This is a genomic window from Beijerinckia sp. L45, assembly GCF_009765775.1.
Lineage (GTDB): Bacteria > Pseudomonadota > Alphaproteobacteria > Rhizobiales > Beijerinckiaceae > RH-AL1.
The window spans coordinates 1-19,649 of sequence record NZ_LMUU01000091.1 but is presented as its reverse complement, the minus strand read 5'-3'; the positions used below and the strand labels follow the sequence as shown (position 1 = coordinate 19,649).

Here is a 19,649-nt window from a genome sequence, read left to right as displayed (position 1 = left end):
AAGCGACGAATACACCGGCTCCGGCGCCGATCTGTTCCGCGTCGCCTGCGAGCACGAGATCGAGGGCATCGTGTCGAAGCGGATCGACGCGCCCTATCGCTCCGGTCGGTCGAAGACCTGGCTCAAGACCAAGAGCATCTTGACAGAGGCGTTCGTCGTCGTCGGGTATCAGCCGACCTCTGGAGCCGTCCGCGGCGCCTTGGCGAACCTCAAGCTGGCGCGACTCGATGGCGGCAGGCTGGTCTCCGTCGGAAATGTCGGGACGGGCTTCAGCGACCGTGTCGCGACGATGCTGAGGGTGAAGCTCGATGCGATCGTGATGCCGAAGTGTGCCGTGCCGGGTCTGCAGACGAAGGGGGCCGTATGGGTTCGACCGGATCTACAGGCCGAGATCGCCTATCGCGGGATCACAACCGCCGGCGAGCTGCGGCATGCGAGCTTCAAGGGGTTGGTTGAGGAATGACCGATGCTCCGATGCGTAGAGACGAGGTCCGAGTAGCGGAGGCGCTCCAAAGTCACTTCGGCGTCTCTTACCGTGTCGGCGAAAATCCGCCCGACATATATCTGACGTTCGAGAGCGGCGATGTTGCGGTTGAGATCTCGACGCTTTCTCAGCTGGTAGACGACGGCGAAGGCGGCTTGCGACCTCGCCGGTCAGCGGAAGCGCCTGCTGTAAAGCTGATAAAAGATCTGAACTTAGAACTTGGGGATCGAATTCCTTTCGGGAGGCACTTCGTTCTCGTTGTTCCAAGCCCCCTAACAGCACCTCGCAAAGCTACGAAGGCCGCAAGGGAGCTATTAATAAATATGCTCGCGAGACCCGTTGAGTTTAAAATCGAGAGCGAGCTAGTCTGGCACGACTCCAAGATTTCAGTAGTCCTGTATACGGACGCCGTCTGGAAGAATGACAAAGTCCAAGGTGTGGTGAGCAATAATGGTCGTCTAGGCTATGAGATATTCGCCGTATCGAGAGCAATGCTCAAGGACAGCATCTCCGCCAAGGCCTTCAAATGTAGAAAGGCACTCTCGCTCGGCAAGGTATGGCTTGTCCTGCAGTCTGACTCATTTTTCGCTACGCTTAAAGACCTTCATCGCGCTTTGATTTGTTCAGATATCGAAAACCCGTTCGATAAGATATTATTTGTAGAGCGGGACGGGTCGATCAGCACGATCTATGAAGCCTCCCCGGCCCAGCCTACTGCAACCTGACGGGCGTGGGCTCGTTGCGCAGTCTAACCCCATCAGCGACAGAGGCCCTCCATGTCCGACGACAAGACGAAGACCGACGCTGAGGATCGTCGTAGCGTGGCGGGCGGAGAACCGTACGAGGTCGCCTACTTCGCCAAGAAGCACGGCCTCACCCATGACCAGGTGCACGCCCTGATCAAGAAGGTGGGCAACGAGCGGACCGTGCTGGACGCCGCGGCGGAGAAGATGAAGCTCGATCGCTCAAGCGTCTCTCCGCTGACGTCCTAATCTTCGAACATAGGCCCAAGGAGACTTGATGACGACGCTTCCCGACAACATCGTCGAGTTCAATGCCTTGGCCGGCCGGGTATTGGTCGCTTTGTTCGTCACCCACCCAATGCCGATTGCGCTTGAGGCCTCAACTTTCTTCCCTATTGAACGTGGCGCGCTCGTATCGCCCGGTTCCGAGATCAATGAACAGTGGGATTTGTTTGAGAATACCGTCGCATGGTTACGGGATGAGGGTTACCTGCGCTACGCTATGGCTCCCGGCATACAGAGCTATAATCCGACGTTCCAACTGGCGAAGCTTACGGAAAAAGGGATGAGCACCCTGACCAAGCCGTTGCCGGCACTTGCGAGCAAGGATGGAAAAAAGACCATAGGTGAGCAACTGGTCGGCGCGGCAAAATCTGCGGCGATCAAGGGGGCGGGAACGGCGGGCTTAGAGGCGACGAAGTTCGAATTTGCTCACATCGTGTCCCAGATCTTCAGCTGATCCGATGTGCAACCTTTACTCCATCACGCGCAGTCAGGACGCGATGCGGCAGCTCTTCGCGATCGGCCGCGACCTGACCGGCAACCTGCCACCGATTCCGGGTGTTTTTCCCGACGGCATGGCGCCGATCGTCCGCAAGGCCGAGGATGGCGAGCGCGAGCTGGCGATGTACCGGTGGGGCATGCCAGGGCCGCCGCAGTTCGGCGGCGCGCCAATCACCAACATCAGGAACACGGCGAGTCCGCACTGGCGACGATGGCTTCAGCCTGCGAACCGCTGCCTCGTGCCGGTGAATTCCTTCTGCGAATGGGCCCAGACCAAGCCGAAGAAGACGCCGACCTGGTTCGCGATCGCCGACGACCGGCCGCTCTTCGCGTTCGCCGGCATCACGACCATATGGCACGGCACGCGCGGGACGATCGCCAAGCCGGTCGAGGGCGAGCACCACCTGTTCGGCTTCCTGACGACCGACGCGAACGGTGTCGTCGGTCCGATCCATCCCAAGGCGATGCCGGTGCTGCTGACGACGGCCGAGGAATGGGACGTCTGGCTGAAGGCGCCATGGTCGGAGGCCTCGGCGCTGCAGAGGCCCCTCGCCGACGACATGATGAAGATCGTCGCGACCGGCGCGCGGGAGGATCGTCACGACGGGCTGGTCAGCTCCGACGGTGGTTCACCGACGCAGCTTGGGCTTATCTGAGACTTGGTGCCTCTGCTGTTCTCTCCACGCATCAAGCGCTCGTTCTGCGTCGGAGCTCGGCTGTTGATCCGGAACGGTAAAGACCGTGATCTTGCCGTCGGGCTCGATCTCCAGCCTTGAAACGACGAGCCCTGCAGACTGAGCTGCTTTTATCGCCCTCGTTACCTCGGCTTGGGTGAAGCGACCGCGGGCCATGTCATCTACTCAGCTTGCCGGTCGGGCTTGCCGCCTGCCTTGCCCTAAAGCCGCGAGGGTCCAATCCGCTTTGAACGGCGCGGACGCGCGTTGGCACCTTATAGGGGGTTGGGGGCACCATGGTCTGCTTACGCGAGTCAACGAACCGCACTAGGTCCGCATGCTCGAACATCATCCGCACCCTGATCTTGCCGGTACCGACGTGGATGTAGCGCAGCTCACCCAGGCGAACGAACGCGCGCAAGGTATCCTGGGAGACATTGAGAAGGTGAGCTGCCTGCTTCGGAGTTAGAAGCGGTTGAGTGAGGTCATTCATGAGAGGACCGCCTTTAAGTGTTCAACTGGCTGTCTCCGCGTCGACGACGCTTGGGCGGCGAGGGGCCATCAAGCTTCGCCAGTAGCTCGTCGACCCACAACTCGTGCAAGGTTTCCGGCGTGTCGGGCCCGAAATTATCAAGCCAAGCGTCGAGGAGCTTCACGTCGTAGCGGAGCGAGCGAATGCTGTTTCCTATAGCAGCTGGGCGAACCGGGCAGATCCGAAAGAATACCTCAGCACTAACTCCGCAGTATTGCGCCGCCTGATCCTTGGTCAGCATCCTCGGCGTGATCACCACCACCCGGCGTGTCATGGTTTACGAGCCTTCTTAGGCTTCTCGGCGGCCAAGGTTTCAGCAAGCAATTCCCGTAGCTCCGTGCTCACCCGGTCCGCATCCATAGCCCGGTCGCCCGCAGCAGCCTGAACGCGGGTTGATATCCTCGCCTCGGCCTGCCGCTGCTTGCGTTCGATCATCTGGTCGATATGGGCAAGAGTCGTGAATTCTCGATTTCCCACCTTCCACGTCACAAGATTCTGGAGATCGCGCTCTTTCCGCAGCGCGGCGACCGAGATGCCCGCGCCCGGGAAGGCCAGCTCTGCGGCGACGGCAAGCCGGATCGAAGTTGTAGGCCCGATGGCGGTTCGGTCGATCTCTCCACGCTTCACGCGACCTCTCCCCTAAAAACGGTCAGATTATCGATGCAATGGTCCGGTTATCGCGCGACAGCTGCTCGAACTCCCTCAGAGCTTCCTTCCGACGCTCGTCGATGTAGTTGGCGAGGTCGGTCAGGTGCACGCCCTTAGGCGCTTTCTTGCTACCCTCCATCCGGATCACCGGGAGCTGGATGTCGCCCGACCCCAGCTTCCGCAAGAAGCCGTCCATCGTCAGATGATGAAAATAGTCCTTTCGGATTTCCTCGAGTGGGATAATCGGCCGCCCGTCATAGACAGCAGCGAGCAAGAAGATCGTGTTGAGGGTCTGCTTCACCGGCGCACCTAAAACAGATGGGAGATGTCTTCGACCGGGCGTCCGCCACCTTCCCGTAGGCCGGCCCGGTGCCGAAGGCCAAGGTCCAACATCTCCCGGTTCCACTTCGGTAGGCAGCCGGCCATGCGGATCGGGGCGCAGTAGATGCCACGGTCGACCTTGGCGAGGAACGCGTTGACGGACGGCTCGTCGACGTAGGCCGCGGCGGTCTCGGCACGCATCTCGGCGGGCCAGCAGCCGATCAGCATGGCTACGGGCCGGGTGCGGACGGGTCTCTTCGAATTAAGGCCCGTCACGGCGCCTTCAGCCGAACGCCTGGCTGCCCGTGGTTCAAGAACTCGATCCCCGCGTCTTCAAGAACTGCCTGCACCGCGCGGATCGTCGCGAGACTGCTCTTCAAGGTGTTTCCGCCTTGAGCTTCCATGTTCCGGATGGTCCCGACGCTGACCTTGGAGGCCTCCGCCAAGGGTAGCTGGTCCATGTCCGCAAGCATGCGTGCGGCCTTAAGCTGATTGCCTGTGGTCAACATTCTCGATCTCAAAATAACTAGATTGGCTATCATAACCATTTGCCTCTTGACGGCAACCATTCTAACTGATTATGGTAACTAGTATGTTAGCTACCGGATCAAGCGAATGTCTTTTAACTGCGCCGCCATCCTCAGCACTGCCCACGCCGCGACCCGCGCCCGGATGCTGCCAACGACCGTCTTCAACTACTCCCTGACCTGGTGCCGCGAGCGTCGCCTCTACGTCCAGCCCCTTCGGTACCGCCAGGTCCTTGCGCAAGAGATGAAGAAGGCTTGGGCCAACGCCCGCCCGATCGTCGCGCAGGCCGACCGGATCTTGACCGAGGTCGAGGCCGGCGAGGTCGCCACGCTCCGCTACCTCGCCTCGATCGAGCCGCTGAACCGCGCTGGCGCTGCCGCCTTCCGCGCCGCCTACGCCAAGGCCGACGAGATCACCGCCACCGCCCGTCATCGCCACGCCGCCTAAGCCCACGGAGAACCACCATGGCCACTCAGACCAAGATCAGCCCCCTCGGCGCCGAGATCCTGCAGCACCTCCGGTCCAGTCGGTCGCGCAAGCCCGCGTTCCGCACCGCCGCCGACATGGGCGTCGTGTTCGAAGAATTTGTCGCCGCCTTCGAGACCATCTCCTGCCGCCACGTGATCCGCGTCCGAGGCCAAGGAGGCTTCGTCTGCGCCGCCTAGCTCCAGCCCCATCAACCCTGACCGATCGGAGATCACCATGACCCAGAAACAGCTTCTCTTCGTCGAGGCCGAGGCCCGCATCCAGAGCGCGGCCGCCTACGCCCGCTTCTGCGTCGGAAAGTACGGCGTCGATGCACCCGAGACCAAGGCCGCCGCCGCGCGGGCGCTGCGCTTCATCGGCATTTATAGGCAGGTTCAAGCAGCATGATTTTCGTTGCGCGGAATCGCGCGGTTAACCCCCTGATAAAAAGACGCTTTATGCCTCTGAAGGGCCTGAAAATGGCAAAACGATTCAACACCCCTAAAGACGACCTATTGGCGCTTCACCGCGGGGCGCCAACCACAGGGCCACCATGCCCAGGCTGAAGGCACTGTCGGAAAATCCGACACTGAGATCCTGACGACCGACAACCTGACAACCTGGAGATTACACCATGCCGAGCAGCACCGCTCCGGCCAACGACGACGCTTGGCCCATCGTCCGACCACCTCACTCGCCACAGCCCGTGACCAGTGATCCAGCCCGATCCCGCGCGCGCCAGCAGGCCGACGAGATGCTCGCCCACAACGTTGCCATGAGCGCGGTGTTGGCCGAGATCGCCGTCGCCCTCGACGCCTTCAATAAAGGAGGTGCCCATGGCTGAGAACGCCAAGAAGCTGCCCGCTGCCGTCCAGTCCGACGAGTACCGCGCGCTTCAGCTCTACGACCACGTTCCTGCCCTCCATAAGGGAGTCATCGTCACTGACGACGACTTCGCCCCGCACCTTCGTTGCGGCGAGATGGCGATCGTCGATACGACCGACAAGGAGATCCAGTTCGGCGAGCTCTTCGTGATCACACTGGCGGAGAACACCGACCACATGAGCCTCGCGATCGTGCAGCTGCTGCGCGAGAAGATCTGCGACAAGGGCGCCATCGGGCTAATGTACGGCTTCTCGCTCCAGGGCAACGGCGGCCTGATGTATGGGGGCCGGCGCCTTCGTTACGTCGACGGGCCTCTCGGCATCGAGCATTGGCCGGGGAAGTGCGTCGGACGGATCGTCGGTGTCCTCACGCCTCAATGGCAAGGCACCTGCCGCAGCCCTTCGCAGGTGTGGCCATGAGCGGCGATCGCAGGTCGTTCCTGCGTCACCTCGCGGCGCTCCCGCTCATCGGTGGCGGCGTCACCCTCATCGGCCAGCCCACGGCGGTCGCAGAGCCGGTCACGACCGAGCTGCTCTACTCATACATGGCCTTTACCGCATGGGAGCATGCGGCAGCCTACTACGCATGGGAGCGAGCCAAGCACGGCAGGGTCATCACCCCTGGGCCATCGCCGATGTACTGGTTCCCTGAACATCAGGCAGTCACATCTCTGGTCATGGGCACTCCGCCCGAAACCCGCGCCGCTCTCGTAATGTCCGCCATCGGCGTGGACTGGCGGGGAGGCCCGCATGGCTAAGTCGCGCGCGACCCAAGCAAACGCCTGGACCGGCTTCGTCAGCGAACCATCGACCTTTCCGCCGGTCTATGGGCTTCCGATCAGCGGCAGCCACATGGCGCCGGAATACACGAACGGCTGTGTCGCCCGGATTGACCGCGATGCCGTCTACCGCGCCGGTGATGTCGTCGCGGTCTGGTATCGGCCGGAAGTCCTGAAGCCGGGCAGCGCGCAGGCGATGTTCATGCGCGTCGTCATAATGCCGTCGTTCGGCAGGGTCGATTTTCCTTACAACGATCACCCTGACAGTGAGGTGCAGTCCGTCGTGATGCTCGGCAGCGACGACAAACCCGACACTATGTTGCCGGTACGGTGCTCCTGGATCCTCGCGATCCATAAAGCGGTCGGTGCCGTTTCTCGTGAGGAGATGGCGCTATGATTGTAGCCCGCCGTACCTTCCTCGGCCGCCTCGCCACGCTCCCGCTTATCGGCGGCAGCGTGGCCTTGATCGGCAATCCGACGGCTGTTGCAGAAGCGGTCACGCTGCCCTTGTTGGACCTCTACGCCGACTGGCTCGCCGTCGAATATGGCGAATGCCTCATCGAACGATCGGGCTTCAAACAGCCTGAGCACGCCGCCGATGCGATGTGTTGGCGCCGAGAATGGTGCCGAGACAATCTTACCCTTAACCCTCGAGGAGATCGCTTCCTGGCGGCGCCGTCGACTCCCGCCTCATCAAGGGCAGCGGTCGTGCTGAGCGCCGTCGACTACGAATGGCGGGAGGGCCGCTCATGAAACGCTCTCGCCTCTGGCCTCGTGGTCACGCCCGCCGCGACGAACGCCTCGCCGTCCTCAAGAAGGCCGGCCACGACGCCCTCGATGCTTACCGCGCGATCTTTGGCCGATCCTGCTGGAATGAGCGCGATCGGCTCGCCTTCGGAAACCTCGAACGCATCCTTAGGGGCAACGTCCCCTCACACCGAGAGGGACAGCTGACCATGACTCGCAACCACCCTTCACGCCGCGCTATCATGGCGGGCACGACGCTCACTGCCGCCGCGGTCGTCTCTGGAACATCTATCTGTTCCGACGCCTCGACCGCCGACGCGGAGCTGCTCGCCCTACGTCCAGTATGGACGAAGGGGCTTAGAACCTACATCGACGCTATCGATGCAAAAGCCGTCGTTGAAAAACGCGCCTTCGCTCGAAATCCGGCCTATCCCGATCGTCACGACTATTCGGCAGAAGCGCGCACGCGCTGGCACGAGGTGACCGCCGAAAGGAAAACGATCGCAGAGGAAGAAGGGATGCCGGCGGTCAACGAGCTGGTGGAAACCGCATCCGCGGCGGACTCCGCCATCGTCGATCGGATCGCTGCGATGCCCGCTCGGACGATGATCGGCCTGCGGTTCAAGGTCGACGTCTCTGCTGACTGGAGCCACGATCACATCGCATTGGTCCAGTCCATCATGGACGACATTCTTGCGATGGGGGCGTGATCGTGGACGCTCCGCGCAGAACATTCCTCAAACACCTCGCGTCGGCTGGTACCGTTGCGCCTCTCCTCGGCGCCTTGCCGGCTCAGGCCGGCGGGGACAGTCTCGATGACATAGTACGCGGGTTGGCGGCACTGCCGACTCTTGAACAGGCATACTTCGACGCTTCTGACGCCGTCATCGACCTCAAGGACACCTACAAGGTCGGAAGGCCGTTCCGTCCGAAGGAGCTCGCCTGGAGCCTGACCCCGAACGTGCGATACCAGCACGCCTCATACATCGAGCCTGACGGTGATCGCTACTCCTTCATATCGGGAGCAAGCATCGAAAGACTTCGCACCGATCCCGAACTGTCGACGGGCCGGCTCTTCGGTGAAGGCGATCGTATCTTGGTACATGGCGGCAACGACCAGTCGCTGACCGAGGCTGGAAGACAGTTCTGGGCCGGGGAAGACGCCAAGGGCCGCGCACAGGCGAAAAGCATCGTGGACGCCTATGATCGCTGGAAGTCCGATTGCCAGACCTATGCCGACGGCATCGGGCTAACGGCCGCCCTGGCGCTGGAAAAGGAGACAAGCGAGACCTTCAAGGGCGAGGTGACCCGTCTTCTGGCCCTGCCTGTATCGACGCTCCAAGGTTTCGCGCTCAAGGCCAAGATCGTGCGCGACTTCGACGATGACGCTGCAGACGGACTGCTTGAAGAGCTGGCGATCTTCTCGGAGGCCATCATATGACGGTAACGTTCCTCCGCCAGGCCCGCGTGCTCGAGATCGATAGCGACGTCGAATAATCATGCGTATCGCCACGCAGGCTGACCCCAAGCGAGCTTTTTACTCGGACAAAAAGACGTGATGTCATGCCGCTTAGTGGTCGCCACGCGGAACCATCACCTTGAGGGAGATTTTTCGCTGGGGGGCAAAGGAAAATCTCATGCGTTTACCTAAGATCGCTTTGGCATTCAGTACGCTACTTCTTTTGATCACGCCTGCGGTGGCACAAACCAGCGCTTCGCCGTTTGGAGGCGGTATATCCACTGGTACTATGCACAGCGCCTCTCCCTTCGGTGCTTCTGCATCAGGGGGCGCTTCCAGCGCCGGTACGTCAGGTACCGTCGGCCAGATCGGCGGCTCGGTGATAAGCGGTCCACCAGGTGGATCTTCCACCGGATCTGCTAATGGTTCTTCTACCACTTTCAATGATTGCACTGGTGTGAGTTCGGCGGCTTCGCCAGCAGCTGAGCTCGGCTGTGAATGACGTCGGACATCAACGATTGACGCCGCTGCCTCCCAAGCAAGGGGCGTCTTTTATTGGAAAACAGGGCGGCAGCACCTTAGTGTCCTAGTTGGTTCGCCAGAAGAAAGTACGCGTCAAGCAGCGTGAGCCCGACAGCTGCGGCGACACCTAAAGCTGCATCCAAGAATTGGCGTTGGGTCGCCGCGAACGTTTTCCGATACCTCATGCTTAGCTCCTCGATCATGTTACGAGCATCAGCAATTATGGTTAATGCATTTATAATCGACGGGCTTGCGTTGGTGAAGGTCGAGCTTTGCCCAGGGTCGATAGGGGGAAACGTGACGACTCTGATGCTTTGGCTAGGCACTTTCATTTGCCTTTGCCTTTGCCTTTTGGGAGCGGCCCCGCGTGCGGCTGAAGCCATTCCGCATTTTGGGAAGCGTGAGACCTACCAGGAGGCCCGGCAAACCCTTATCGCGGCTGGTTGGAAGCCGGCCCATGACATGGTCGGCATACGCTGCGAGCCCGATGACGATCGGTGCAAGGACTACCCCGAGGTGGACGCCTGCTCCGAGTCTGACACAGGGGCCTGTCGTTTCTCTTGGATCGCTCCGAAGGGCACGGTCTTCGCCATAGCGACGACTGGCGACAAGCCCGTGGTGGTGGGCGCTTCTTGTCTGGAGAAGTGCGAGTGACTGAACACTATGGTAAAGGCGAACGCATCGCGGTCGATCGATGGCGCACCAGCAGAAATGAAACAGCCGCCCTGACATTGGCCAGCGGCGGCTGAACAGCACTTTCTCCCGGTGCAGATCAGTACATCGCCGATCTACCTTAGAGTTTCCCTAGCAGGATTCTCGGAGTTGCGTCGTCGCCATTCGGGGGATCTGCGAGGCTCAATCTTGGCATGCTGAATGCAACGCTGAGCCTGTCCGGCATGGACGCCCCAAAACCTTTGCCGTCTGCCCTCCCCCGGGGGCGGGCGGTTTTTTCATAGGTTCGCTGAATAAGCCGTGCGCTTCAGGGATTTCACGATCAGCGCAGCGTCAATGTCCATTGGCGTCGGCCAACGATCAGCGTTGTCCCGCAAGGTAGGAATGTGGTCACATTCATTCCTCCTCTGGGCGGCCTCACTCTACGAACCAATTTTCGGAGATCATGCCGGGAATGGATACACCGCTTTTTTGAGGACAGCGCTTGAGGTTCCAGCCCCTTCCCTCGACCGTTAACACGGCAGTTTCTGCAGACTCGACGAAGTCGGTGATTGTTCCCGCGGCCAAGGTAGGGCAGCAAGTCCCGAAACGTAAGTTGACATTGGACTTAATCGAAATCCGTTTGGGTGGGGTGGTAACCGTTTGCTCCAGATCAGCGATACAAAGCCGAGCTCCTTTTCTTAAGAAAGGTGCGAAGACAATAGCCTGAAACGTCATTTAACTCTCGTCGGCTTGCAGCGAAGCTCAAGCCTAAAAAGATGTTTTTGTTAGGATTGCGGCCGAAGCCGAGTCTTCCTTCTGCACATCAACGTGATGAAGCAGCATCGAAAACTGAATTTCCGGCACCTACTGGACCGGAGCATTTCGGGTTGACCTGTGGTCGAGCGACCACTCTTCTAGTCAGAAATATGAAGACAAAACCTGCCCTCCAAGCAGTTCGCGGCGCTCGACAAAGCCAGCGAGGCCTTCAACGGCGACGAGCAGCGCAACGAGAGGTAGTAGCGTAGCTGGTTCATACCCAGCGCCAACGGCGAGCGCGGCAGAGATGCTATCAAATCGCTACAGAGAGCTGAGACCGAACAACTCTTCATGCACCTTCGAGGCGATCGCTTCGACATCGTGTGGATGCCGGATCGGGTTCCCGGACTCAATGTGCGTTTTTGCTTCGCTGATAATTGAACCTACAAGTAAATTCTGGGTTCGTTCGTCTAATGCGCCATGCTTACTTAAGTCCAGGCTTAGTCTAGAATAGATTTTCTTTACAGCATGAGCTTGTTCTGCATCGAACGCGTCCAAATCGACAGCGCTTACCATGTGTAAGTCCCCCCTTAAGGAAGCATTACACGTACAGCCCATGAAAACTTGTTGCAAGGGTTATTAAATGCCTTCACATCACCTTGATGGAGAACATTCATGCACGATTCAATATTGGTGCCGCGAATTTAGCCGAACGTGGCAACGGGACCGCCGCCCGCGTCGGTTCATCTGAGCGAACGTTCGTAACCCTATCCGCCACCAGGGCTTGTTCCCTGCGAGGCCTAGATCGCCCGCAAGCTGAGCCAGACGTCGCTCGTGTGGAGATCCCACCCTCTCAGTGCGAGCTCGACGCGGGCGGTGACGCCTCGCAGGGGAACAAACCGAGCCTCCACGCGAGCGCTCGATTCGTGCCGTGTATGTTGCGGGTCCGACCCGGAAGCCTCGGAACGAAACGCTCGCGGCGAACGGGCTATTAAGGGCCGAGAAAGGCTGCTGCCGACGGGGCACATCCTTCCCTCGCGCAAGCTGCCATGGCCGCACATCTTAGCCACCCTTGGGTTTCTTCAATCCCATGGTCGGACCCGGCACCAACGGAGGGGGCATCACATGGACGGTCGCAGAGAGGCCGGGCACCGTTCACGAAAGCGCCGGGTCGGGCATGCCCCAGGTGGGGGGCGGCCAAGAGAGCGGGTCCTTGTCCCAGTCGTCGCCATGGCCCCAGCGACGACGACGCAGCCAGGAATACGAGGCGCAGGTGTGCCTGCAGCTCGACAGTTCGGGGCGCTCGACGAGGCCTGCAAGGCCTTCAACGCCGTCATGGACTGGAAGGAGCGCGAGGCCGAGAGGCGGCGATCCAAGGCGCCGAGGACACCACCCCAACTGCCAACGGCTGCAACAATATAAGCTCCGAGTCGGAGCCGCAGGACACCGGCCCGCTCCGAGTGGGAGCGTCGGAGTTCCGCCACGACGCTCCGCGGAAAGCGGGCGCTCCGCCAGGAGCCTTCCGCGGGAAGGGCGGCTCCGCCGCGGAACCTTCGCCCGCGTGCGCTGCGAGCGTCGTGGAATTCGTCGGAGAAAAGTTTCCTTCCACGGGACTGGCTCGAGCGTCGGACGCCTGCCATTTCTTCCCTCGCGCAAAGCCTTGGCGGACGCGACGACCTTCCGCGCAAAACCAGGTTCGTCGCGGAATTATCGCCGCGCGACGATCGTCGCGGCGGAAGGTTCGTGGCCTCTTGTCGATTGATGCTTTTGTCTTCCTCGCGCCAGCCTATAGGGCTGCCGATGGCGAGGACCGGGCGCGGCGATCGGCAAGGTAGGCGTCCAGCGCTTCAAGCAGACCGGGCAGGGCGGCGTCGTAGCGATCGGATTCCTCCTGGGTCCCCGGCTCTGGACCCCATCCCGCCTCGGATAGCCATATAGGTGAGGTGTCGACTTCCTGCGGCTGGGGGATGGGCACGCATTCCTCGCAAGCGAAGGTCATCGTGATGTGCCCGTTCGGCTGCTCTTCCAGATTTAGAACCTGGATCTCCCGCTGCTCGTCGCGAAAGAAGCCTCTGCACTTCTCACATTGAAGAAGGTCTCGATGCGGTCGAAGGTCTGCATAGAGAGACCTGGCACGGATCATCTCGAACGAGCCGCCTCGCGACGCGGAAATGATTTCCTGGATCTGACGGTTCCGTGCTTCGGTGCCTGCGTTCGTTACGCCTGTCTCCCACCATGCTAAGATGTCGTCGCGCCTCGATCCGAGCCATCCGAGGAGCGTCGAGAAATCCTTTCGCAAGGCCGGGCTAAGCGATGCTTCCCACTTAGCAAACGCTGCGTCAGCTTCTTTTCGGGTCGCTAATTTCCAGATCGCGTCCAGACGACGTGCGGCGGCCTCCGTGGTGGCTTTGTGTCTCAGACCGACAAACGATTTTCCGACGTGCCATCTATCCATGACGATTGTCACGCGGTCGCCAAGGACGTTGCGAACGGCTTGACGATAAACGTCCCTTCCATCAACGGCGACGAACTCGATCCGCCAGTTGCCGCGCAGGTCGCGAAGAAAGTTTTCGACGGTGATCAGCGACCAGTCACTAAGGATGTCGAGGATCGGGCTCCCCTCGGAAGACAAGTCGACGAACACGGGTCTATAGCTGCCAGAGATCCATTTCTCGTCGATGCCCAAGATTCTTGGAGCCGCGATCTTACGCCCGCGCTCAATTTTATCGCCAACGGTCTTCAGCGTCGCCCTGGTCGTCCAGTCCGACACGCCAAACATCGCCGCGACCTTCTCGGCCGACTGGCCGAAAGCCTCATCTTCCATCATTTTTATGCAGCGCTTGGTAAAACTGCGGCTCTCGACGATGTCAGGAAGGTCCTGACATCCAGCACTCTTTCCGCATTCGGGGCATTCGAGCCGTGCGCGCTGGATGCTGATCTCGACGATGGCCGCGGCGAATGGCACGTCAGTTACGTCTTTCTTGCGTCGATCCTTCACCGACATAACGCCGTGGTAACCGCATCCCTTACATGTGGCCGTCGCGTCGCGTTGATATCGAGCGGTCACGCGGATGCAAGAATATAGCCACTCACAATCATCGACGGTCCAGTCGACCATGTTGAGATTGTAGAACCCGCTCTTGTCCGTCATGTGCCGCGTCTCCGTTGCGGCCTACAAATCCTCCTGATTCGGAAGGTTTTGGCGAGTCGAAATTGTGCAGGTTGAACGTGAAGAAGAGTGATTCAGAAACGACGGTAGCTCGGGTCAGCAAGCCAACAACCCCCGAGAGACATCATGACCGAAAAAACCAAGAAGATCGAAAGCGCAGTGAAGGCCATCATAGCGAAGGCTCTGCGCGACGCAGCGGAAGCGCTGACCACCGGCGCCGCCCTGTTCGCCGACCTCGCCGATCCGGCCGACACCGGCGAGATCATCCCACCGCCGCGAAGAGGATACGCAGATTTCTACTTCTGCGGATGCCCGGGGCTTGCCGCTCTATCGAGGAAGATCGGAGTGACGTGTTTCAAGGCCGGCGCCACCCAGCAGGGCGTCCTGATCCGGCAGCGCGACTTGGCGAAGGACTTCTATGCTGGGACGGCGCTGGGAGACGGCGGCTACACGCTCGAGCCCGGCTGGAACGCCTGGGAGATGCGGCAGATCCACTCGATTTCCGTCGCGCCGGACAGTGCCGTGTCGTTCGTATCAAGGGCTCTGCGGGTCAAGCTGTCGGTCCCATTCCACGTCTTCGAGAAGAACCTTCGCCACGAGATGAAGTCACTTGCGCTCCACGAATGGATCAAGACGCCGGCAGGAAAGGCGCACCTCGCCGCGCGTGGCGTGCGAATGTCAGAGGTCGAGCGGTTCACGGTACCGATGTTCGGCGACGATCCGCGGATGCCGCCCGATCGCGCTACCGAAATTTACATGGTGAAGCCGCGAACTGATCTGTCCAAGGTTGTCGCGATTCTGGACAGGTGCGCCAAGGGAGAGATCTGAGACCACTACGAGAGGCCCTGGTGAAGGCCTACTCGGCGTCGTCCCAGCCCTTCACGACCGGCTTGCCAATGACCCGGTCGATGCCCTCGATCATCAGTGAGTGTATCGATCGGCCTTGGTCGGCCGCCATCCGCCTCAAGGCCTGGTGGCGGGCCTCGTCTAGATAGATCGTCTGACGCGCGACCGACTCGCGCTTGCCGGCGGGCCTGCCGCGCTTCCTCTGCACTACGTCGTCGAAGGATCTCGCGCCTGGAATGCCGTCCTTCGGCGATGGACTACCAGGACCGTCGTCATGAGAGCGAGAACCTTGGATCTCGTCATTCGGTGATCTGACGCCGGGGCCGTCGTCGTAAGATCGGCCGGCGCGAGCGCGGTCCGATGCCTGCTCGGGGGCCGCGCCCCCGATTAAACCGGGCGCCTCCGTAGGTCGCTTCATACACTCTCTTCCATCCCGCGATATTTTAATGGTGGGACAAAAATGCTTTTGCCCGATTTAAATGTCGCGATATAAGTACCTATGTACCACGATAGCGGAAGGTGCGTGAGGCTCCAAAACGCTGTTGGTCTGAACGCAAGACAAGTGGCCTATCAAGCATTCGAGGATTGACGATGTCCGAGATCCTTCCACCCGCCACCATCTCCGATGAACTGCCGACCTTCCACGACCAAGCCCAGTCCGACGCCACGATGGTCGCGCTTTGGATCGACAAGTCCGAAAGCAAGCACACCCGCCGGAACTATCAACGGCAGGCAGACGCGTTCCTAGCCCACCTACTGATCAAGGGTCGGTCGGTGCGATCGGCGCGCATCGTGGACGTTCAGGCGTTCATGGCTGGCCTCGCACACCTGGCGCCGGCAACGCGTGCGACCACGGCCGGAGCGATCAAGTCGCTCCTCTCTTTCGCCCAGGAGGTCGGCTACAGCCCCTTCAACGTAGGCAAGGCGATCAAGGCACCGTCGGTGAAGACGGTCCTCGCGGAGCGGATCATGTCGGAGGCGGACGCCATGCTGCTCGTCGCGGCCGGGAAGGCCAGCCCGCGGAACTACGCGCTCATCACTCTTATATATGGCGCCGGCCTGCGGATCTCCGAGCCTTGCGGGCTGCGATGGCGTGATCTCGTGGCTCGAGGCGACGCGGGGCAGGTCACGGTCTACGGCAAGGGCGGCAAGACCCGCGTTGTACTGCTGTCTGCGAACACATGGAAAGCGCTGCAGGCGATCCGGCCATTGAAGACGGCCGAGATCAACGATCTGCCGGTGTTCTTGTCGCGCAAGGGAAAAGGGCAGGGCCATCTAGACCCTAGCCAGGTCCATCGGATCGTGAAGGCGGCCGCGGCGGACGCTGGATTGTCGGTCAACATCTCAACGCACTGGCTCCGGCATGCCCACGCCAGTCACAGCCTCGACCGCGGCGCGCCGATCCATCTGGTTCAAAGCACCATGGGTCATGCGTCTGTCGCCACGACAGGACGATACCTGCACGCGAGGCCCGCTGATAGTTCTTCTATGTATCTAGCTATATGAGGTACAGTAATTGACAGCTATTTTCGTATTTTGTGAGAAAGAAACGGTTTTTATTGCTTGTGACACTCGGCGCGGTAGTGTTCTTCCGAGAATAGCAAGGAAAATACAGGTGTGGGACGATTTTACTATATTTGCTCAAACCGGTCACGGGGAGGGGCTAACACGTCTGTTTGGCGCAATGCTCTCTTGGCAACACAAACACGATCAATTCAGCGGATATGACGGACCAAAAAACGCCTTCGATCGAGTGGGGCAAACAAGATTAAGTTGCGAAAAATCGCAGCTAAAATCGCCAGGTCTCGCGAAGGGAACCTTAGTGTCTGCGAGAGTTGAGTCGCTGCATGGCTCCGCGTGTATTCGAACATACGACTGGGTTTCGGGCTCCGTCTCGACGATTACGAATGAGGTTTATGCAGACGGCACAGAGCCTGCGGCCTTTCAAAAGATCGCCGAGACAGAGTATCGAGCTCTTCGACCGAACGGTAATGGCGCATTCGATCTAGCAGAGTGGGGCGAACGGTGTATCGACTTAGCGGTAGCAGCTTGCGAAATAGAAGTGGCTTGGCCCGCGGATTTCGCGATCGTACGACAGCTCGATGGGCATCGCCTTTGTATCATCGAACGCCTGGACAAAGGACAGCAAGCTAGCAAGCTTTTCAGTGTCGATTAGTTCGTTCCGACAAGCTTCGAATGCCTTATGTTTACAATATGAGCACGAAACGCGAATATGTCGGAATAGCCGTTGAAGTGGTTCAGATGACCGAAGCCTCTTAATCAGCGGGTCCACAGTTCGAGCCTGTGCGCGCCCACCATTTCTTCCAGCAAGATCAAAGACTTAAGGGCGGCCTTCGGGTCGCCCTTTGTCGTTCGGTGCAGGCTTGAGAGACAGGGATGCCGTACGGGTCTTCGCGATGAAAAACGTCGTGGCGCAAATCAACAGTCTGCGCGGACATCCGGCCGTCGCGGGGCGCATCGCTACCGGACAACTCAGCCTGCACGGCTGGTTTTTCGCTCTCGACAACCCCAGCGTTCTGGCTCTCGACGGCGACACGTTTGTCGCGATCCAAGACGACGAGCAAATGCCGGTGGCTTTGCCGGGTCGCCGCCGCATCGCAATCCAGGACGCGTTCGCGGTGGGGTGAGCATCGTGATGCCGCGCTTCCTCCCCCTCGACGCTGGCGCGGGACCTTCCCGCGTCCTTCGCGAGAGACAGATACGGATGCCGCGGACATCCGCCCGCACGCTTGCCGAGGGTGCCGAGCGCCCAACCTCATGGTTCAACGGCCTCGGCGCTACTCTCGATTAGCAGGCCCAGCCTTTCCACTTTCTATGATCGTGCTCTGCCATCTCATACTTGTTGAGTTGAACGACCGATTGGCCACGACCTAATTCCAGGCACCGTTCGTATGTCGGGCAACCGTTGAGGTGTTCCTGGCGACGAGCAACCGGATCGCGGAATGAAAGCGTCTGGCGCCCCGTTGAGCCGAACAAGTCGCGCGATCTGCCGATGACGATCGGAGAGCAAACGATCAAGTCCGCCGGTGCCTGAAAAATAAGCGCGTTGCGGTCTTCGCTTTTCGGGCAAACGGGCAAAAAATCACATTTGCCAGGCTCATGAAGGGGCGCCGACAAAGCCTGATCGGGCCGATCGGTCTCGGTAAATGCGAATTTTTCGGGCTAAACGTCGAAGTTATAATCATCGATGCACTAAAAATGTAAATATTGGCTATTTAGCCAACAACTGCTCGCACACGCGAAGAAAAATATTAGCGTCACAAGAAAGAACCCATTGACGCACGGGCCCTGGTTGGAGCAATATTTTCCTTGTAGGCAAAACATTTCATCCTTGATGAAGCAATGGGCAGCCTGCTTAGAGCTCAGACACTCGGGGGTCCTGCATGGACACATCACGCCGCTCATTTCTCAAAACCACATCGGTCGTCGCTGCTGCTGTTGCCTCACCTTATATCTGGGTTCCCGGCTCCGGGGGCGCGCACGCGTCCACACTGGACAAGAGCGGCCCGATCAAGATCGGCCTGCTGTTCTCCCTGACCGGCGCGCTGGCGGTCCCCGAGGAAGATTCGACGCTGGTGATGCAGTACGCGATCGAAGAGATCAACAAGGCCGGCGGCGTCGCCGGCCGGATGATCGAGCCGGTCATCATCGACGCCAAGTCCGATTTCAATGTTTATGCCGAGAAGACCAAAGAGTTGATCCTGCGCGACAAGGTCCTCGCGATTTTCGGCTGCTACACCTCGGCCAGCCGCAAGGCGATCCTGCCGACCGTCATGTCGCAGAACAGCCTGCTGTACTACCCCACCTGCTACGAAGGCGCCGAGTGCACGCAGAACGACATCTGCACCGGACCGTTGGCTAACCAACATTCCAAAGACTTGATTCCCTACATGGTCAAGAACTTCGGCAAGAAGGTCTTCTTCGTCGGCTCCAACTATGTCTGGCCGAAGGAATCCAACAAGAACGCCAAAGTCTGGTTGGAAGCCGCCGGCGGTGAACTCGTCGGCGAGGAATACATTCCCCTCGGCAGCTCGGAGTTCGGTCCGGTGCTCGGCAAGATCCGCGACGCCAAGCCCGACTTCATCTTCTCGACCGTCGTCGGCGCCTCCGACATCGCCTTCCACAAGCAATACAAGCAGGAAGGCTTTAAGGTCGACAAGATGCCGATCGCTTCGCTGACCACCGGCGAGATCGAGACGCGCGCGATGGGCAACGACGTCGGCGCCGGCCACTTCCTGTCGGCCCCTTACTTCCAGACCATGGATAACCCGACCAACCATAAGTTCGTCGAGGGCTTTCTGAAGAGCAAGTACGGCAAGAACGGCGTCACCCATTACAACATGGAGGAAACCTATCTCTCCGCTTACGTCTTCAAATACGGCCTGGAAAAGCTCGCCAAGCAGCGTGGCGGCACGGACGGCATTACCTCGCGGATGATCCGCGACGCCAGCGGCGGCGTCCGCGTCGAAGCCGACGTGTCGCCGGAAGGCGCGATCTGGATCGACGACCAGAACTTCAACACCTGGCTCAAGCCGAAGATCGGCCAGTGCCAGGCCGACGGCAGCTTCAAGATCGTCAAGGAAGCCGCCGAAAACGTCGCGCCGGATCCGTACTCGATCTATCCGACGGCCGGC

Annotated in this window: 29 protein-coding genes and 1 pseudogene; 20 read left to right on the top strand and 10 right to left on the bottom strand. The window is 60.0% G+C overall.

Going from position 1 to position 19,649, the window contains the following annotated elements; all coding sequences use genetic code 11:
• From GSQ79_RS09385 to GSQ79_RS09365, 5 genes and pseudogenes are all read left to right on the top strand, one after another.
• Positions 1 to 463: pseudogene (locus GSQ79_RS09385) on the top strand (ATP-dependent DNA ligase); the annotation flags it as partial.
• Complete coding sequence (locus GSQ79_RS09380) at positions 460 to 1,209, top strand: hypothetical protein (RefSeq protein WP_158808457.1); 750 nt, start codon at positions 460 to 462, stop codon at positions 1,207 to 1,209. The pseudogene GSQ79_RS09385 and the gene GSQ79_RS09380, both read left to right, overlap by 4 nt.
• Before the next feature lie 51 nt (positions 1,210 to 1,260).
• The gene (locus GSQ79_RS09375) at positions 1,261 to 1,476 is read left to right on the top strand and encodes a DUF3606 domain-containing protein (protein WP_158808456.1); all 216 of its coding nucleotides are present in this window, start codon (positions 1,261 to 1,263) and stop codon (positions 1,474 to 1,476) included.
• A gap of 28 nt (positions 1,477 to 1,504) precedes the next feature.
• Positions 1,505 to 1,966, top strand: a complete 462-nt coding sequence (locus tag GSQ79_RS09370; protein ID WP_158808455.1) for a hypothetical protein — start codon at positions 1,505 to 1,507, stop codon at positions 1,964 to 1,966.
• A gap of 4 nt (positions 1,967 to 1,970) precedes the next feature.
• Positions 1,971 to 2,666, top strand: a complete 696-nt coding sequence (locus tag GSQ79_RS09365; RefSeq protein WP_158808454.1) for an SOS response-associated peptidase — start codon at positions 1,971 to 1,973, stop codon at positions 2,664 to 2,666.
• A 196-nt stretch (positions 2,667 to 2,862) separates the two neighbouring features.
• Here the strand turns inward: GSQ79_RS09365 and GSQ79_RS09360 are convergent, their stop codons facing one another.
• Genes GSQ79_RS09360 through GSQ79_RS09335 form a run of 6 tightly spaced genes read right to left on the bottom strand, consistent with a single transcriptional unit; the run spans position 2,863 to position 4,658 of the window.
• Positions 2,863 to 3,177 (bottom strand): helix-turn-helix domain-containing protein, encoded by a 315-nt coding sequence (locus GSQ79_RS09360; RefSeq protein ID WP_158808453.1) that lies wholly within the window; start codon positions 3,175 to 3,177, stop codon positions 2,863 to 2,865.
• 13 nt (positions 3,178 to 3,190) lie between these two features.
• A complete protein-coding gene (locus GSQ79_RS09355; RefSeq protein ID WP_158808452.1) occupies positions 3,191 to 3,490 on the bottom strand; it encodes a hypothetical protein in 300 nt (99 codons plus the stop codon).
• On the bottom strand, positions 3,487 to 3,843 hold the full coding sequence (locus GSQ79_RS09350) for a hypothetical protein (RefSeq protein WP_158808451.1): 357 nt from the start codon (positions 3,841 to 3,843) through the stop codon (positions 3,487 to 3,489). Before GSQ79_RS09350 ends, GSQ79_RS09355 begins: the two co-directional genes overlap by 4 nt.
• Before the next feature lie 22 nt (positions 3,844 to 3,865).
• The gene (locus GSQ79_RS09345) at positions 3,866 to 4,165 is read right to left on the bottom strand and encodes a pyocin activator PrtN family protein (protein WP_158808450.1); all 300 of its coding nucleotides are present in this window, start codon (positions 4,163 to 4,165) and stop codon (positions 3,866 to 3,868) included.
• Between the two features lie 8 nt (positions 4,166 to 4,173).
• Positions 4,174 to 4,461: a hypothetical protein gene (locus tag GSQ79_RS09340; protein WP_158808449.1), complete on the bottom strand. Its 288-nt coding sequence runs from the start codon at positions 4,459 to 4,461 to the stop codon at positions 4,174 to 4,176.
• On the bottom strand, positions 4,458 to 4,658 hold the full coding sequence (locus GSQ79_RS09335; RefSeq protein ID WP_368669934.1) for a hypothetical protein: 201 nt from the start codon (positions 4,656 to 4,658) through the stop codon (positions 4,458 to 4,460). Before GSQ79_RS09335 ends, GSQ79_RS09340 begins: the two co-directional genes overlap by 4 nt.
• A 142-nt stretch (positions 4,659 to 4,800) precedes the next feature.
• On the opposite strand from GSQ79_RS09335, the gene GSQ79_RS09330 reads away from it, so the two are divergent.
• From GSQ79_RS09330 to GSQ79_RS09285, 10 genes are all read left to right on the top strand, one after another.
• Positions 4,801 to 5,160, top strand: coding sequence for a hypothetical protein (locus GSQ79_RS09330; protein ID WP_158808447.1), 360 nt, complete (start codon positions 4,801 to 4,803; stop codon positions 5,158 to 5,160).
• 17 nt (positions 5,161 to 5,177) lie between these two features.
• Positions 5,178 to 5,378: a hypothetical protein gene (locus GSQ79_RS09325; RefSeq protein WP_158808446.1), complete on the top strand. Its 201-nt coding sequence runs from the start codon at positions 5,178 to 5,180 to the stop codon at positions 5,376 to 5,378.
• A gap of 37 nt (positions 5,379 to 5,415) precedes the next feature.
• On the top strand, positions 5,416 to 5,586 hold the full coding sequence (locus tag GSQ79_RS09320; protein ID WP_158808445.1) for a hypothetical protein: 171 nt from the start codon (positions 5,416 to 5,418) through the stop codon (positions 5,584 to 5,586).
• 226 nt (positions 5,587 to 5,812) lie between these two features.
• Positions 5,813 to 6,022 (top strand): hypothetical protein, encoded by a 210-nt coding sequence (locus tag GSQ79_RS09315; protein ID WP_158808444.1) that lies wholly within the window; start codon positions 5,813 to 5,815, stop codon positions 6,020 to 6,022.
• Positions 6,015 to 6,482 carry a hypothetical protein gene (locus GSQ79_RS09310; RefSeq protein ID WP_158808443.1) on the top strand — a complete coding sequence of 156 codons (468 nt, stop codon included), beginning with the start codon at positions 6,015 to 6,017 and terminating at the stop codon, positions 6,480 to 6,482. Before GSQ79_RS09315 ends, GSQ79_RS09310 begins: the two co-directional genes overlap by 8 nt.
• Positions 6,479 to 6,820 carry a hypothetical protein gene (locus GSQ79_RS09305; protein ID WP_158808442.1) on the top strand — a complete coding sequence of 114 codons (342 nt, stop codon included), beginning with the start codon at positions 6,479 to 6,481 and terminating at the stop codon, positions 6,818 to 6,820. The genes GSQ79_RS09310 and GSQ79_RS09305 overlap by 4 nt, the downstream gene beginning before the upstream one ends.
• On the top strand, positions 6,813 to 7,238 hold the full coding sequence (locus GSQ79_RS09300; protein WP_158808441.1) for a hypothetical protein: 426 nt from the start codon (positions 6,813 to 6,815) through the stop codon (positions 7,236 to 7,238). The genes GSQ79_RS09305 and GSQ79_RS09300 overlap by 8 nt, the downstream gene beginning before the upstream one ends.
• Positions 7,235 to 7,594, top strand: coding sequence for a hypothetical protein (locus tag GSQ79_RS09295; RefSeq protein ID WP_158808440.1), 360 nt, complete (start codon positions 7,235 to 7,237; stop codon positions 7,592 to 7,594). The genes GSQ79_RS09300 and GSQ79_RS09295 overlap by 4 nt, the downstream gene beginning before the upstream one ends.
• Entirely contained in the window at positions 7,591 to 8,298 is a 708-nt protein-coding gene (locus GSQ79_RS09290) for a hypothetical protein (RefSeq protein ID WP_158808439.1), read from the top strand. The genes GSQ79_RS09295 and GSQ79_RS09290 overlap by 4 nt, the downstream gene beginning before the upstream one ends.
• On the top strand, positions 8,295 to 9,029 hold the full coding sequence (locus GSQ79_RS09285; protein ID WP_158808438.1) for a hypothetical protein: 735 nt from the start codon (positions 8,295 to 8,297) through the stop codon (positions 9,027 to 9,029). Before GSQ79_RS09290 ends, GSQ79_RS09285 begins: the two co-directional genes overlap by 4 nt.
• 129 nt (positions 9,030 to 9,158) lie before the next feature.
• Here the strand turns inward: GSQ79_RS09285 and GSQ79_RS09280 are convergent, their stop codons facing one another.
• From GSQ79_RS09280 to GSQ79_RS09270, 3 genes are all read right to left on the bottom strand, one after another.
• Positions 9,159 to 9,491, bottom strand: coding sequence for a hypothetical protein (locus GSQ79_RS09280; protein ID WP_158808437.1), 333 nt, complete (start codon positions 9,489 to 9,491; stop codon positions 9,159 to 9,161).
• Positions 9,492 to 11,300: 1,809 nt separating this feature from the next.
• Positions 11,301 to 11,555, bottom strand: a complete 255-nt coding sequence (locus GSQ79_RS09275; RefSeq protein WP_158808436.1) for a hypothetical protein — start codon at positions 11,553 to 11,555, stop codon at positions 11,301 to 11,303.
• A 1,210-nt stretch (positions 11,556 to 12,765) separates the two neighbouring features.
• The gene (locus GSQ79_RS09270; RefSeq protein ID WP_158808435.1) at positions 12,766 to 14,130 is read right to left on the bottom strand and encodes a transposase; all 1,365 of its coding nucleotides are present in this window, start codon (positions 14,128 to 14,130) and stop codon (positions 12,766 to 12,768) included.
• Positions 14,131 to 14,274: 144 nt separating this feature from the next.
• Here GSQ79_RS09270 and GSQ79_RS09265 point away from each other — a divergent pair, with 144 nt between their 5' ends.
• On the top strand, positions 14,275 to 14,976 hold the full coding sequence (locus tag GSQ79_RS09265) for a hypothetical protein (RefSeq protein WP_158808434.1): 702 nt from the start codon (positions 14,275 to 14,277) through the stop codon (positions 14,974 to 14,976).
• A gap of 28 nt (positions 14,977 to 15,004) precedes the next feature.
• Here GSQ79_RS09265 and GSQ79_RS09260 read toward each other — a convergent pair whose 3' ends face one another.
• The gene (locus GSQ79_RS09260; RefSeq protein ID WP_158808433.1) at positions 15,005 to 15,202 is read right to left on the bottom strand and encodes a hypothetical protein; all 198 of its coding nucleotides are present in this window, start codon (positions 15,200 to 15,202) and stop codon (positions 15,005 to 15,007) included.
• 383 nt (positions 15,203 to 15,585) lie between these two features.
• Here GSQ79_RS09260 and GSQ79_RS09255 point away from each other — a divergent pair, with 383 nt between their 5' ends.
• From GSQ79_RS09255 to GSQ79_RS09240, 4 genes are all read left to right on the top strand, one after another.
• Positions 15,586 to 16,500 carry a tyrosine-type recombinase/integrase gene (locus tag GSQ79_RS09255; protein ID WP_158808432.1) on the top strand — a complete coding sequence of 305 codons (915 nt, stop codon included), beginning with the start codon at positions 15,586 to 15,588 and terminating at the stop codon, positions 16,498 to 16,500.
• A gap of 10 nt (positions 16,501 to 16,510) precedes the next feature.
• On the top strand, positions 16,511 to 17,170 hold the full coding sequence (locus GSQ79_RS09250; protein ID WP_158808431.1) for a hypothetical protein: 660 nt from the start codon (positions 16,511 to 16,513) through the stop codon (positions 17,168 to 17,170).
• Between the two features lie 190 nt (positions 17,171 to 17,360).
• Positions 17,361 to 17,642: a carbonic anhydrase gene (locus GSQ79_RS09245; RefSeq protein ID WP_158808430.1), complete on the top strand. Its 282-nt coding sequence runs from the start codon at positions 17,361 to 17,363 to the stop codon at positions 17,640 to 17,642.
• 756 nt (positions 17,643 to 18,398) lie between these two features.
• Positions 18,399 to 19,649: transporter substrate-binding protein (locus GSQ79_RS09240; RefSeq protein WP_158808429.1), on the top strand; the 1,251-nt coding region annotated here is incomplete at its 3' end.